This is a genomic window from Trichocoleus sp. FACHB-90 (assembly GCF_014695505.1).
GTDB lineage: Bacteria > Cyanobacteriota > Cyanobacteriia > Cyanobacteriales > FACHB-T130 > Funiculus > Funiculus sociatus.
This window is the reverse complement of sequence record NZ_JACJOK010000020.1, coordinates 15,355-29,190: the sequence shown is the minus strand read 5'-3', so window position 1 is coordinate 29,190 and position 13,836 is coordinate 15,355. Positions and strand designations below refer to the sequence as shown.

The window sequence follows — 13,836 nt, the reverse complement described above, 5'->3', positions numbered from 1 at the left end:
AGTCAACAGCTCATTAGCTTAAGAGCGTAAAAACTGATAAGAGGTCGTAATGCAAACTAAACAGGATTGGGAATGGCTTGCTGCAAGTTCTGAGTATCAAACTGCGATCGCAGTCCAAGAACTTTTGAGAGAGGAAAAATGGATGGAAGCAAGCGAGGGTTTAGCTTTTTTAGTTGAATCAATGGGAAAATCAAAAAGATTGGCGCTGAAGAGTCAGCTAATTGGTCTGATGAGCCATGTAATTAAGTGGAAATCTCAACCAGGGCGTAGGTCGTCTAGCTGGGCTATTAGCATTGTTTCTGCCCGTCGAGAAATTGAGGATATTCAGGAAGAAGTTCCTAGCTTGAATCGCGATTTTATTGAATCAGTTTGGGATAAATGCTTTCGGGCAGCTGTGAAAGAAGCTGAATTAGAAATGGGAATGAAATCTCAATTAACCTCACTTTCTTGGAAAGAGGTATTTGAGGAAGAATACAGCTTGTTAGCAGAAGATTAATCTAGCTAAACACAATTTTTAAAGCTTCACGCTGTGCTATTAGCATTTCTTGAATACCCTTTTCTGCTAAGTCCAACATTTGATTCATCTGAGTGCGGTCAAAAGTTCCTTCCTCCGCAGTTCCTTGAACTTCAATTACGCCCAGATGTTCGTTCATCACCACGTTGAAATCTACCTCAGCGCCAACATCTTCAACGTAGTTCAAATCCAAAAATGGCTCACCTTCTAAAAGTCCGACAGACACGGCAGCTATTTGATGACGAATAGGCGATCGCTCCAACTCTCCTATCTGCACCAATTTATCCAAAGCATCTGCAAGCGCCACAAAGCCGCCTGTAATCGAGGTTGTACGGGTTCCCGCATCCGCCTGTAAAACATCCGCATCCACAGTCACCGTGCGTTCTCCCAGTGCCTCGAAATCCAGAGATGCCCGGAGACTGCGCCCAATCAATCGCTGAATCTCTTGGGTGCGTCCAGACAGCTTGAGAAATTCCCGTTCTTGGCGTTGGGGTGTGGCACTTGGTAACATTCGGTACTCAGCAGTTAGCCAGCCTTTACCGCTACCTTCTAAGAACTTGGGAACACCCTTTTGAATAGTCACGCTACAAAGAACATGGGTATCGCCGCAGCTAGTCAGAACCGACCCCGCGGCAAATCGGGTGAACATTCGCTCAAAACGAATCGGACGAAGTTGATCAGGTTGCCGACCATCAGGACGTTGCCAAGACATCGCACTTGCCTCAAAATCCTTGATTAGAATACAGCAGTTAGTGGTCAGTTTAGCTTAACTAATCGTTTACAGCCTTAAATTACTTTTTAAGCGCCAAGATACGCAAAGGACTCTGCGAACCTTTGCGTTAGCGAAGCGACAGCACTAGCTTTGCGTTTAAAAATCTTCTCTGCTGAAAGCTAACTAAGATTAAGTTTTTGTAAAATCTCGTGCTGTACTTGCTCTGGAGTTTGGTCGCCGTTGACGGTTAACAGGCGCTGACGATGTTCGTAATATTCCAATATGGGGATAGTGCGCTCTTGGAATAAATCGATGCGGCGCTGTACGATTTCTGGTAAATCATCGGGACGCGATCGCTCTAAGGAACGGCTCATCAACACTGATTCTGGCACCTCCAACCAAATTGCCCAGTCTAGATGTTGCCCCAAATCGTCCAACAGAAAATCTAACTCTTCTGCTTGGAAAGCGGTACGCGGATATCCATCCAACAGCCAACCAGTCGTTAGATCCGGTTGTAAGAGGCGCTGGCGCATGAATTCAATCATAGTTGGGTCGGGTACTAGCTCGCCCTTGTCCACATAAGGCTGGGCTTCTAGACCTAGTGGAGTAGCAGTAGCGATCGCTTGTCGCAAGATGTCCCCAGTAGCAATGCCTGGGATACTCAGTTGGCTGCATAACCGTGCCGCCAGCGTTCCCTTACCTGCCCCTGGCCCTCCCAAAATTACCAGTCTCACTGCACCTTGCTCCTGCTGCGATCGAATCATGCTTAAGTATTGGCTATTTTGCCATCTATCGCGTACCGAGCGTGACTGCTTTGGCAAGCAGCACTATCACACCCACCTATTGACGGATAAATATATCTAGTGTTTGATTATGATGCAAAATATAAAAGCACACTACATATCGTTTGCCTTTGATAATTTTTCTTTGGCAAGCCATGTACCATTAAACATTGCCCTATGGTTGCTCAGTTAGAAAGCCCTACTCTCAATTCCACGCCACGCTTACCTTACACCGTTCAAGGGCTGGTACAAGTATTCACCAGTTCTCACCGCAATTTTTTTACAACCGTGATGGCGCAAGCCCTACGAATCGCGGGGCAAGGAACTCCAGTTTTAGTGGTACAGTTCCTCAAAGGCGGAATTGGTCAGGGACACGAGCATCCAATGCAGCTAGGGCAAAATCTAGATTGGATTCGCTGCGATCTTCCCCGTTGCATTGACACGCCACACCTCGAAGAGGCAGAAACTCACTCGTTACTCCAGTTGTGGCAGCATACACAAAATGTAGTGTATGAAGGCAAATATTCCCTTGTGGTTCTGGATGAATTGAGTTTGGCGATTAACTTTGGCTTAATTCCCGAATCTGAGGTACTGGCTTTTTTAGAAAAACGCCCTCCCCATGTCGATATCATTTTGACAGGGCCAGAAATGCCCCACGTGCTTCTGGAGGTTGCCGATCAAATTACCGAAATACGTCGGAGTCACAGACCCTAAGATGAGGAAACTGATAATGGTTTCGTTACTTCTTGTAATTTCCACTGCTCTAAAACGCTCTTGAGTTGAGTTAAAGCATCGTCATAATCTTTGAATTGAATCTCAACTATTACGGTGGGGATGCCGCGCGGGAATCTTGATATTTCCTTACCTTTTTCATATAGAAGAATAATGGGGATAGAGTTTATCTCCGCGTAAGCTAACTCCATACCTACACCAAGAGAGGAATAGCCAACATAAGCAATAACCAAGTCGGACGCACTGACTTGGTGCTTGTCTGTTTCAAAAACTTGACGAGGACTGATATCAGGATTATTGATAGGGTCCGTATTTATATGCGGGACATAAGCCTCAAATCCTATTTCCTCGCAAAGTGAGCCAAGAGTCTCATAAAAAGCTTTGATTGCTGCTGAATTCTCAATCCCAGTCAAAGCGCCAGATATGTAAATTTTTTGTGTATGTATTATACTCATAACTTAGATATAGGTTTCAACCTATCATAAACAATAGGGGCTATTACAGCTAGGAATCCAGCTATAGAAGAACCGACAGCAGGATTAATTAAAGAGGCTGTAATCCCGCAAATTAAAGCCACAATAGCCAAGAAAATACTCAAACTAAGGCGATTTTTATTTTCGTTTTCTATTTTTTGTTGTCTGGTGTTTTTTTCTGTATTTATTCTTTCTTTTTCTAGTTCAGCTTTCTCTAAAAGTTGATCCCAAAGATCATCTCTGTCAATAGGTCTGCCGAGATTTGTTTTGGATGCAAGGTTAACTCCGTAGAAACAAACCGTACAGAAAGGCTCTTTAAATCTGAGTTCTGTAGGACTATCACGGTAATTACGAACTGAAATTAGTAATTTGCCTGACCATCCAGGATCTATCGTAGTAGAAATATTAGATAAGCCTTTAGGAATCATCTTTGAGACCATTGAATGTATAGTAGATGATACTTTTTTAGAAAGGATTAAAGACTCCAAAGTTCTTATCACTACCGTATCATTAGCATCTATATAAATTTTTCCATCTTTTTCAATATCAATCACTGATTTCTTACTCCAAGAAAATCCTTGTTTTCCTACTCTTAGGTCATAACCAACAGGGGTTAAATACTTTTGCTCAAAATCTTCTATATCTAGCCCATCTTCACAAGTATTTTTGAAATCATTCATGGCTTTTTTGATGTCTTCATCGCTAAACATGATTAAGCTCCATAAATATTGCTCTCCAGGGGTTATCGGATTTATACCTTAGCTATTTTAGGCGAGAGTTCTGGCAACAGATGTAGGATTCAACAGAAACAAAGCTGCTCTTTTTGCTGTTTCTTCAGACAGCGGAATTTGTTTGAGGGTAACTAAACCATCTTGGATAAAGAAATCCCTCACCAGGATATTTTCTCCACTGTTGAAAGGAGTTTCATAAAAAACTTCATAAATCCCTGCTGAAATAATTAGCTTTAAACAGGATAGGCAAGGTTCTAGGGTGACGTAAATACTAGCACCATCAGTAGAAATCCCGTGCTTAGCAGCTTGCGCGATCGCATTCGCCTCAGCATGAACAGCACGGGATGGCATCGCTTTACTAGCATCGCAGCTACTAAGACCAGGATAACAGTATCCCTGAGTTGTACAATGAGCAGAGCCTGACGGCGATCCGTTGTAACCAGTAGCTACAACTTGCTTATTTTTAACGATTACTGCACCTACTGGAAATGCAAGGCAAGTTGAGCGCGTAGCTGCAAGTTTAGCCAACATAAGAAAGTATTCATCCCAGGTTGGTCGTTGAGAAGATTCGTACACTATTCTCTATCCTGAATGTATTGCTTACCTGTTTTGAGACATTCAGCGGCTTTCTGTAACTCCATTCCCAAATAAGCTGCATGGTCTGGACGTATTGCTGGAGAAGCCGCACAAATTTCTCTTACTAGCTTCAATGGATTTTTACCGAAGTAGCAAGCAACAGCTTCACCGCTACCTGGTGTTGTTTGGGTGACAGCTATCTGGCTATTTGTAATCTCGATTAAAAAATTTCCAGACGGATCGTAGTAGTCCTGTTGGTTACAAATCGCCGCATACTGTTGCTGGATTAAATTATCAGCATTTTCCCAAGTGTCATCATAAATATGAGCTGACTGACTAATTGTAATTAGCGGCCCCATCTTTAATTTATAATCGGAACGTCTCGTGATTTCATCTGTAATATGCCTTTGCAATGCCCTTAGCCCCATAGCATTTGCCACCCATGCGCCAAACATATCGTTACTCCTGAGCGTAGCTGTCAGGCTAAGATTTCCATTGACAACTCTTACCCAAATATGGTTTAGGCATGGTGAACCACTATGTTGATGATCTGATGTACCATCTGCTCTGCGGTTGATATTTCCCCCGGAATCCCAGAGATTCATAACAGCGCTAGCAGCGTCTATTTCTCCGATAAGTTTCTGAATTACATCCTCTATCTGATCGCGCCCAAACCAAGAGCGAAGCCGTTGTGAGTAAGTGTATTTAATACCTTCTACATAAGGAGCATCTTCTAAGATTTGAGGAATATAGTTTTTGATGGTTTCAGGATCAACAGGTAAATAATTTGGTTCAGGAAAGTAGAATTCATCAGGCTCGTCAGTAACAACAGCCATTAAGTTGATCAATTCCTGAACATATCCATCGTAGCCAGTGGGTCGAATTATTCCAGTTGTCTTAATGCGATGAATTATTTTGACCCAGGTTTGAGCAATGGTTTTTCCTTCAATGCGATGTCCATAAAGTTGCCCAGGTAGTACAGTTGGCACTACTTCGGACAGCGGAATGTCCAATAACGGAGAACCCCACTGTTCAACTACACCCCGTTGCGCGTAAGACTTTACTAACTCTACTGCCTCAGCAATTGATTCGGCTTTTTCCGGTGGTGTAATGGATTGCTGTAATTGGTATAAGGCACTATCTGAAATCTCAATATCAATATACCCAGGAATGTAAGAGTTTATCACCCAACATCTACGCCCAGTATCAGTTTTACCTTCTCTGAAGCCCTTCCGAAAGAAGTCCAGCAGGCACTCACATCCACCAGCGTTACGGTCTTCCTTGGTTGCGTTGAGAATTACCAAAAATCTTACATGAGGATTAGCTAGTAGATTCCTAATTAAAAAGCTAATTCCCCTAGTTGGAGAGTAAAGCTGCCCAATAACAGCATATTCGTGGGGTTGCAGATGTTTGGCGATCGCTTGCTTAACAGTCCAACCTGTGACAACGGCAGTTTGCCCCGTACCACAAATGAGCTGATTAGGCTTGTACAGTGGATTGTACTGAAATTGAGTTACTTGATCGGTTACTGCCATGAAATGCTGATAGCACGATCTTATATCATAACATCTTATTTAGTTATTTTATAAAAAATAGCTAAAATCAGGAAGAACGCGATCGCCGGAAATTAAAAAAGCCTTCGAGGAAATCTTGCAATCCAGTATTCTTGCTGAGTCGCTGTTGATGCCACTCTTGCGCGGTTTGGTAAATAATTTCTGACAATGTGGAAGAAATGGGAGGCAACTGCAACAAAGCATTCACCGTGATTTTCTGCTGTATCGCCAAAGCGATGATGTGAATCAATTCATCAGCTTGAGTTCCGACGATGCAGCTGCCGAGAATTTGCCCATTGCGACGCAAAATAAGTTTACAAAACCCGGTTGTTTCTCCCAACATCTGGGCTTTACTTGCAGATTTGAAATATTGCCGCAACACTACGACATCCTTAACATAGATGCGTCTGGCTTGCTCCTCTGTTAAACCAACTCGTGCCAACATGGGGTCAGAAAAAACAGCTGTGGGAATGCCGCGATAGTTTGCTTTGAAGATGGGCAAAAATAAGGCATTTTTCAGGGCGATGCTGGCTTCGTACTGGGCGATGTGAGGAAGCTGATGACCACCAGCAACGTCTCCACAGGCATAAATGCGGGGATTTCTGGTTTGTAGCTTTTCGTTCACCTGAATGCCACGGCGATTCATCTTCACCCCAACGCCTTCCAAATTTAAGGATTTGATGGGCTGCGATGATGGCGTACACAGCAAAATTTCATCAGTTTCGATAGCTTTGTTGCCAGCTAAAACCCACTTTTTGCCATCAATCTGTTTTACTTGTGTCACCTCTGTTTGCGTCAGGATGCGGACACCCTCGGCTTCCAGTTGCGCTTGAATTAGCCTAGCTGCCTCTGGGTCTTCTTTGGCTAAGATGTGCGAACTACGTGCCACCAAAGTAACATCTGCACCCAACCGCGCTAAAATCTGCGCCATTTCAGTGCCAGTTGCGCCGCCGCCAATCACTACCCACTCTTTGGGTAGTTTTTCAGGGAATTTCTGCTGCCAATCTGCTGGTGTCAGATAGCCAGTAGATTGTAGTCCGTCGATTTCGGTTGTTGCTTTATTTGAACCTGTCGCAATTAGGTAGGCACGCGATCGCAATCTCCGCCCGTTGACGACAAAGCCGAGGTAAGGTTTGCGGCAAAATTCCCCCTCACCAATAATTACATCAACGCCCAAAGAAGCCAAAACAGCAGGGGAATTTTGTTCTTCTAAGGTGGAGACAACGCCCGATGCCCACTCAATTGCCTCGCTAAATCGAATTGAGATTTGCTGCGGGGAAGTTGCATCAGCCTTATCCCAATAAACACCAAATTGATCGGCGTTACTCGTCTGCTGAAGAACTCGCCCAACCTGAGTTAAAGATTGGTTGTAGATACCAGAATGTAGGGACAACCCTGGCGGGGTATTTTCAATTAAGGCGACGCGGGCTTGCAGATGGGCAGCAGCAATTGCCGCATAGCGCCCTGCCTGTGTACCTCCTATTACAACTAAGTCGTACTCAACTGCCATAATTAGTCATTTGTCAGTAGCTAATTGATAATAGCTAATTGCTAATTGTCAATTGCCAGTCTGACCTTAGTTATTAGCGATCGCTAATGGCTATTTACTCAAATTGCTGCCAAACCTGCGATTAGGCGCTGATTTTCCGCCTCGGAACGCACCGCCACCCGAAAGTAGCGATCGCCCAATTCTGGAAAACTCACACAATCACGAATCAGAATCTTACTCTGCTGGAGAAGTTTGGACTGTACCTGTGGGCTGGGTTGTTCTGACTCAACCAGTAAAAAATTAGCCGCACCCATGTAAGGATGCAACCCCGGTATTTGCGCCAGCCCTTGAAACAGTTGTAACTTTGCGGGTTCCAACCAATTCCAAGTTTGCTGTTGAAATTCTGTATCCTGTACCGCAGCTATACCAGCAGCAGCAGCTAAGGTGTTAACAGGCCAGGGGTCGCGCCGAGTTTGCCAACGGCGGAGTCGGTCGGGGTGCGCGATCGCATAACCTAAGCGTAGCCCTGGCAGACTGTAGAACTTAGTAAGCGATCGCAATATCACCAAATTTGGGTAATCCTGTACCATTGAAATCAAACTTTGCTCTCGGTCTGGTGGCAGAAAATCCATAAAGGCTTCGTCCACCACCACTAAAGCAAATTGTTCCAAATATGGTACAATTTCATCCCTCGAAAACATCCGACCAGTGGGATTGTGCGGGTTATTAATTAATAAACCAGCCGAAGCTGGGTTGAAAGAGGCAAGACGCAAAAGCATCTCTTGCCCCAATTCCCAATTTCCAATTCCCAATTCCCAATTCAGCACTACCGCCTTAAACGCCAACAGCGATCGCCAGTAATCGCCAAAGGCAGGCGTTACCAGACAAGTTACTGCAAGGGATGACAAATCCCACCCAGCCCAAGTTAGCAACTCTGCCGAGCCATTACCCGGCAGAATCCAATCAGGCGCAAGTTGGTGTAGCTGACCCAGAGATAGCCGCAGATCGTGGTATTCCGGGTCAGGATAGGCTCCCAGGTACTGAATATGCGCCTCAATAGCCGCAAGTGCCGCTGGGGGAGGCCCCAACGGATTGATACTAGCCGAAAAATCAAGAATTAGGTGGGGGGAACAGCCTGCCAGTGAAGCTGCCCAGGCTAAGTTACCCCCGTGAACAGGTCGCCTCAAGGATTTTTGCCGCTTTAGATAAGCTGTTATTCTTCAGGCGCGACTTTTTCTTTAAACAATTTACCAGCAGAAAATGCTGGAACCTTAGTCGCGGGAATTTCCATCTTATCGCCAGTTTTAGGGTTACGTCCCTCACGAGCTTTGCGTTCCCGTGACTCAAAAGAGCCGAAGCCCACCAAAGTCACCTTAGCGCCAGAAGAAACAGCTTCCATGATGGCTTCCAAAGCAGCACTCAAAACCGCGTCAGCTTGCTTCTTCGTGACATTAGCTTTATCTGCCACGGCATCAACCAATTCACCTTTATTCATGTTTCATCACTCCAAACGGTTTATACAAAACGTGCTTTTTGCACCTCTACAGTCTCAAAAAAGGGCTATAGGCACGGTTCTTCGAGAGGAATTTTAGCCTTGAAAAAGCTGAAACTCCCACGCCCTCGAAGTTTCACTGCATTATTCTAAAGTGTGTACGCTTGATATGGATCGTTGAAACCTTTAAGTTATGTGGATTTGAGGATTTTTTTTGATTAAGTCTATCTAATGGAGTATTTCTTAGAGTCCTAAACGCCAGTTTTGGGTTCAAAAACTCCCCCTATTCCACAAATAAGCCCCCTGTCTTCCGACAAGGGGCAGGGGCAGCCTAACTACTAAAGTCGCTGCTACTCAAACCAAGCCCACCTGCGCGGGCTTTCTCTAGTAACGAAACTCTAGCCTCGGTGGGCAGGCTTTGTTTGCCTAGCGCCAGGCTGACGGTCTGGCACTACCTTCTACTGATTCGGAGCCGGGAAACCCTTGGGATCCAATAGCTGACGCGCATTTTGTCCTGGGGTGTAGCTGTAGCCAAACGAGGAGCGAGCTGCGTCATCTAGAATCTGAGGTGTCAGCAACACAATCACCTCTTGTCGTTGATTCTGTCGGTTAGTGCTTCTAAACAAGGCACCCAGGATCGGAATATCGCCTAAAATTGGCACCTTAGATACCGTAGTTCGGTCAGACTCCTGAATGATGCCGGATAGAATTAGAGTTTGACCATCCCGCAGGCGAATTTCTCCAGAATTCAGCTGCCGAGATTGTAGCAAGGTGATGACACCAAGAGGGGTGTTTTGAGAACCTCCAACCGACGATACAGTGGGACTCACAGCCAGGGAAACAAAACCGTTATCGTCGATCCGATTCACACTGATATCCAGAATTAGACCTGCCTGCTTAATGATTGGTCGCGTACTAGGAACTTGATTACCTCCGGCATCAGCGACGAAGGTGGTTTCAGTACCTCCAAACACCTCCTGTGTTAGGTTGACAACCGCTCTCTGTCCTTCTTGTACTACTAGAGTCGGGTCGGTTAAAATCTTAGCATTGCCACTTTGAATCTGCGCCCGCAATGCTGATAGAAACCTGCTAGGGAACTGGAACAAGCTAGGGAGACTGTAGGTAAAAGTGCCAGGAGTACCAGGAGTAACCTGGGTTGTTTGCCGGCCTGTTGTTGGGTCAATTGTTACTGTTGTCGTTGGAGCGGTGCCTAGAGTAAAGTCTGTGACACCAGGCTGGAAAGGATTCCTGCCTGTACCAAACGGAGGACGAGCATATATTCCAGGCTGTGTTGAAAAGCCAATTACATTGCCTAAATTATCTGTTATGGGCTGTGGAGAAGACTGAACATTACCCCTCTGATTTATGGGACTACCAAACGGCTGAGGAGTACCAGTACCAAAGGGGGCATTAGGCTGAGCATCTAGGAAAGGATCTCCTTGAAACGGACTCTGGATTACCGTTGGGCTAATCAGACTGCCAGTCACTTGTGCGTTCGTAGGTGGTGTAACACCGCCATAGTTAAATGCTGCTGCTCCCCGGTCAATGCTAAAGAAACTGTCCCCGATCCCAAAGGAGAAGCTGGTGCCTAAGTCACTGGTGTTTAATAAGTTGACATCAACGATCTTGACATTCACAGCAACTTGGCGACGGCGGGCATCGAGCTGAGTTAAGAGGTTTGTAGCGATTTCAACTTTGCGAGGCGTACCAACCAGTGTGATGGAATTAAGTCGATCGTCGGTTGACACTGCTACTCCTTTGAGTAACAAGGGTGCATTTCCCTCTGTTGCTCTGAGTGCTAGGATTGATGGCGTTCTGATTTCGACGGTTCGAGCGGCTGCTCCCTCGCCAATTGTCTGAATTTGAATTTGCTCTGTAGGAATTTGAGTTTCTGCACCCTGGGCAGTCAGAAAATTTGCTGCTGCCGTAACGGGAACTTGATTGAGTCGAATGCTGCGTGCGATGACGTTCCGAGCGTCGTCGGGCAGTCTAGCACCTACGAAAATTGTGTTTCCAACTCGGTTTGCTTCTAAGCCGCTCAATTGGAGGACGGTGTTGAAGACATCTTGAACTGGCTCGTTTTCAATATCCAGGGAAATTGTGGGGCCGCTTTCTGGGGTTGCACCACCGGGAGCTGGAGCTGGTGCGGGTTGTCCAGGTTGACCTTGTGCCGCAGCTCCTGTAAAGGCAAGGTTAAGACCCGCAGAACGGGCGAGTAATCCTAAAACTTCTCGAACGGGGGCATCGCGTAAGACTAAGCGGGGTACGCGCTCAGCTGTACCGAGATCGATGACAGTGGGGGCGGCGTTGGTGTTGGAGATGGTAATATCGCCAACTGGGGGCGCGATCGCTCTCGGTAAGAAAGGCGGTGCCGCAGTAACTGGTTGCACAGCCCCCGCGGCTGGTGCTGGAACCCCGTCAATCGTAATTTTCGGGTTTGGCACCAGAACGTCTGGGTTGGGGGTGGTTATTACTGGTTGAGCCGGAGGAACTACTGGTAGCGCTGGAGCCGCTTGCCCCGGCAATGGCGCTGCTGGAGCCAGTGGCGCTGCTGGAGTCAGTGGTGCTGCTGGAGTCAGTGGCGCTAGCGGCGGTGCAGCCTGAGCAATTGGCGCTGCTTTCTCTGGGAGAGGATCTTTGACTGGTGCCGAGTCGTTTGGAGTGGGAAGTGCGGCTTTGGTTGTACCTGCAACTGGGTTAACGCTTAAGGTAATACCTCGTTCTTTATTCGAGCTAACTTCTCCAGATGGTGCTTTGTCTTCCCCGCTCACTATCACCCGGATGCTGTTGGCATCCTGCTGATTCACCACTATCGATGCGATGCCTGGAGCCGGGTTTTCCTGACGGAAACTCTCACCTTGAGCTAAGCTCAACTGGGTATTTGGCAAATCTGCCGTTAATTCATTTCCACGGCTAACTGTAAAAATCTGAGGGCTGATAACAGACTCCTTAGAGTCTTCGCCCTCAGATGTTTTTAGCACTACATCCACACCGTTAGCCGTCGGATTGAGCTGCACGTCTGTTACTTGCGTAACAGATGCCATTACTCGTTGCGTTGCTGGCAAAACTAATGCCGAACCCAGCAAAATCCCACCCAATTTTGATAGCTGTTTCACTATTTTCTCCTCACACAAAAAACCAATTTCTGCATCTTAAATAACAGCTTTCATGCCGACTTTTCGGCACCATAAGCGCTGTTTACTGCGCCGGTGGTGGAGCCGCCGCTGCCGCTGCCTGTTTCGCTTCTTCCGGTGTCAATGGCAGCAGCACCTGTAGCTTAAAAGAGTTTTCAATCAAAGTTCTGTTGTTTGGTTTACCGCTTGGGATAATTTTTCCTTGGCGGTTTACCACAACTTTTTGTTGAGTCTCACTTTCAAGCATCCTTGCTTTATAGTCTTTTACTAACAGCAATTGCTGTAATCGTTCCAGACTTCTCATAACAGATTGGGTTTGCCCGTAGTCGCCTTCAAAAACTACGTTATACACCTTATGTTTGAGTTTTCCATTGACCTCTGCTCCCAACGAGCTATCAGTAATCACATTACTACTATTGGGAGTTCCGGCATCATTTGGAGCTGGCTCAAATTTTGTCAACTTGGCACTTCTAGCTCTAACGAAGCGGTTGATATCCAGCATTATCGTATCCAGGTTTTTCTCATTTCCAAACATGGAAGTGACAGCGATATTTTGCTGTTTTGCCTGATTTAAGTTTACCTTTGCCTGTGCAAGCTGGTTCTGGAGCTGTTCTTGTTGTTTAATTTGTTCCTGCTTGTTTTTCACATCGTTTTGCAGGGTTTGATACTGATCCCATGCAGGCAGCACCATATTAACACCCAGGTAAGCTGCTCCGAGTAACCCCAGTACACCCAGTAAAGCACCGCTTACTGTGGGCGTGAAGGTAATTCCAAAGGCAGTGGGATATTCAGCTGCGTTATCCCCATCTTGAGATGGTAAAAAATCTGGATTAGCGGTCATTGTTGAAGCGCTCCTTTGTTCTGAAGGTTTCTAAGCCGAGTTACCAATCCTACTGCACCCTTGCGTTCCCACTCTCGGAGTAAGTCGGCAGCAGGGGCATTGCTGAGGCTGGTTTGAATTTTGTATTCCACCACTTTTGGCAATTTGATTTCTAATTTAGGGCCATTCCCCTCAGTTACGTTTTTAGGAAGTTCCACCTGGGTTGTGTTGTCTTTCAACTCAGCAATCACTATTTGGGTGTTGTCGCTGTTGAATAACTTAGACCGCTGCAACGTCAGTAAAAAGTCGTTTACGTGGTCGAAGCTGGGGGCTTTTCCGGTAATTACGATGTTGGAGTTTGGTGGTTCAACTGTAGCACCGGGGCTGGGGGGGGCGGCGGCGGCAGCAGCTGCATCGGGGGTAGTTTGTTCAATGGTGGTGATTTGCAATCCTAGGGGGACGCGATCGCGTATATCCTGTAAAATTGCTGACCAAGGATAAATTTCGTTAAAAACACTAGCGAGTGCCTTTGTCTCTCCTTGAACCGCCTGGGTTTCTTGATTTACTTGTTGAATTTGCTGCTCTAAAGCTTTGCCTTTATTGAGCTGCTCGTCCAATGTACCGCTGACCACAGTCAAGCGTTCTGTTTGGTTTTGCAGCAACAACCACAGTCCTCCCACCGCTGCTGGTAGCAGCAGACCAACTGCCAATCCCGCATAAAGCGGCAGCATCTTCTTACTATCAGGGGCTGATGATTTGCCACCGCCACGAGCGGGGCCTGGTACTATGCCACGATCCTTAAGAAAATTGATATCTAAGCTATACATC

14 protein-coding genes are annotated in these 13,836 nt (G+C 46.2%); 2 read left to right on the top strand and 12 right to left on the bottom strand.

The features are described 5' to 3' along the window. Positions 1-49: 49 nt before the first annotated feature. Positions 50-496, top strand: coding sequence for a DUF29 domain-containing protein (locus H6F74_RS05810; RefSeq protein ID WP_190437637.1), 447 nt, complete (start codon positions 50-52; stop codon positions 494-496). A gap of 1 nt (position 497) precedes the next feature. On the opposite strand, the gene rph is transcribed toward H6F74_RS05810, so the two are convergent. Next, positions 498-1,226: a ribonuclease PH gene (gene rph, locus H6F74_RS05805; RefSeq protein WP_190437636.1), complete on the bottom strand. Its 729-nt coding sequence runs from the start codon at positions 1,224-1,226 to the stop codon at positions 498-500. 179 nt (positions 1,227-1,405) lie between these two features. Then, the gene (locus H6F74_RS05800; RefSeq protein ID WP_190437957.1) at positions 1,406-1,960 is read right to left on the bottom strand and encodes a nucleoside monophosphate kinase; all 555 of its coding nucleotides are present in this window, start codon (positions 1,958-1,960) and stop codon (positions 1,406-1,408) included. A gap of 225 nt (positions 1,961-2,185) precedes the next feature. Here H6F74_RS05800 and H6F74_RS05795 point away from each other — a divergent pair, with 225 nt between their 5' ends. Continuing rightward, a complete protein-coding gene (locus tag H6F74_RS05795) occupies positions 2,186-2,722 on the top strand; it encodes a P-loop NTPase family protein (protein ID WP_190417966.1) in 537 nt (178 codons plus the stop codon). Here the strand turns inward: H6F74_RS05795 and H6F74_RS05790 are convergent. The 10 genes from H6F74_RS05790 to H6F74_RS05745 all read right to left on the bottom strand — a co-directional run bounded on the left by H6F74_RS05790 (position 2,719) and on the right by H6F74_RS05745 (position 13,835). Then, positions 2,719-3,195 carry a nucleoside 2-deoxyribosyltransferase gene (locus H6F74_RS05790; protein ID WP_190437634.1) on the bottom strand — a complete coding sequence of 159 codons (477 nt, stop codon included), beginning with the start codon at positions 3,193-3,195 and terminating at the stop codon, positions 2,719-2,721. The genes H6F74_RS05795 and H6F74_RS05790 overlap by 4 nt on opposite strands. Continuing rightward, complete coding sequence (locus tag H6F74_RS05785) at positions 3,192-3,923, bottom strand: deoxycytidine deaminase (protein WP_190437632.1); 732 nt, start codon at positions 3,921-3,923, stop codon at positions 3,192-3,194. Before H6F74_RS05785 ends, H6F74_RS05790 begins: the two co-directional genes overlap by 4 nt. A gap of 57 nt (positions 3,924-3,980) precedes the next feature. Beyond that, the gene (locus H6F74_RS05780; RefSeq protein ID WP_190437954.1) at positions 3,981-4,523 is read right to left on the bottom strand and encodes a deaminase; all 543 of its coding nucleotides are present in this window, start codon (positions 4,521-4,523) and stop codon (positions 3,981-3,983) included. After that, positions 4,520-6,055: a thymidylate synthase gene (locus H6F74_RS05775; RefSeq protein WP_190437630.1), complete on the bottom strand. Its 1,536-nt coding sequence runs from the start codon at positions 6,053-6,055 to the stop codon at positions 4,520-4,522. Before H6F74_RS05775 ends, H6F74_RS05780 begins: the two co-directional genes overlap by 4 nt. Before the next feature lie 67 nt (positions 6,056-6,122). Then, the gene (locus H6F74_RS05770; protein WP_190437627.1) at positions 6,123-7,583 is read right to left on the bottom strand and encodes an NAD(P)/FAD-dependent oxidoreductase; all 1,461 of its coding nucleotides are present in this window, start codon (positions 7,581-7,583) and stop codon (positions 6,123-6,125) included. A 98-nt stretch (positions 7,584-7,681) separates the two neighbouring features. Next, positions 7,682-8,749, bottom strand: a complete 1,068-nt coding sequence (gene cobD / locus H6F74_RS05765; protein ID WP_190437625.1) for a threonine-phosphate decarboxylase CobD — start codon at positions 8,747-8,749, stop codon at positions 7,682-7,684. 26 nt (positions 8,750-8,775) lie between these two features. Then, entirely contained in the window at positions 8,776-9,057 is a 282-nt protein-coding gene (locus tag H6F74_RS05760; RefSeq protein WP_190437622.1) for an HU family DNA-binding protein, read from the bottom strand. 455 nt (positions 9,058-9,512) lie between these two features. Further along, positions 9,513-12,170 (bottom strand): type IV pilus secretin family protein, encoded by a 2,658-nt coding sequence (locus H6F74_RS05755; RefSeq protein ID WP_199300880.1) that lies wholly within the window; start codon positions 12,168-12,170, stop codon positions 9,513-9,515. Between the two features lie 82 nt (positions 12,171-12,252). Further along, entirely contained in the window at positions 12,253-13,029 is a 777-nt protein-coding gene (locus tag H6F74_RS05750; protein WP_190437617.1) for a hypothetical protein, read from the bottom strand. Further along, positions 13,026-13,835 carry a PilN domain-containing protein gene (locus H6F74_RS05745; protein ID WP_190437615.1) on the bottom strand — a complete coding sequence of 270 codons (810 nt, stop codon included), beginning with the start codon at positions 13,833-13,835 and terminating at the stop codon, positions 13,026-13,028. Before H6F74_RS05745 ends, H6F74_RS05750 begins: the two co-directional genes overlap by 4 nt. Position 13,836: the final 1 nt, after the last annotated feature.

Bases quoted from the DNA above. Each gene is read 5' to 3' on its own strand.
- H6F74_RS05810 (WP_190437637.1), top strand. From the start codon at position 50: ATGCAAACTAAACAGGATTGGGAATGGCTTGCTGCAAGTTCTGAGTAT.
- rph (WP_190437636.1), bottom strand. From the start codon at position 1,226: ATGTCTTGGCAACGTCCTGATGGTCGGCAACCTGATCAACTTCGTCCG.
- H6F74_RS05795 (WP_190417966.1), top strand. From the start codon at position 2,186: ATGGTTGCTCAGTTAGAAAGCCCTACTCTCAATTCCACGCCACGCTTA.
- H6F74_RS05790 (WP_190437634.1), bottom strand. From the start codon at position 3,195: ATGAGTATAATACATACACAAAAAATTTACATATCTGGCGCTTTGACT.
- H6F74_RS05785 (WP_190437632.1), bottom strand. From the start codon at position 3,923: ATGTTTAGCGATGAAGACATCAAAAAAGCCATGAATGATTTCAAAAAT.
- H6F74_RS05775 (WP_190437630.1), bottom strand. From the start codon at position 6,055: ATGGCAGTAACCGATCAAGTAACTCAATTTCAGTACAATCCACTGTAC.
- H6F74_RS05770 (WP_190437627.1), bottom strand. From the start codon at position 7,583: ATGGCAGTTGAGTACGACTTAGTTGTAATAGGAGGTACACAGGCAGGG.
- H6F74_RS05760 (WP_190437622.1), bottom strand. From the start codon at position 9,057: ATGAATAAAGGTGAATTGGTTGATGCCGTGGCAGATAAAGCTAATGTC.
- H6F74_RS05750 (WP_190437617.1), bottom strand. From the start codon at position 13,029: ATGACCGCTAATCCAGATTTTTTACCATCTCAAGATGGGGATAACGCA.
- H6F74_RS05745 (WP_190437615.1), bottom strand. From the start codon at position 13,835: ATGTATAGCTTAGATATCAATTTTCTTAAGGATCGTGGCATAGTACCA.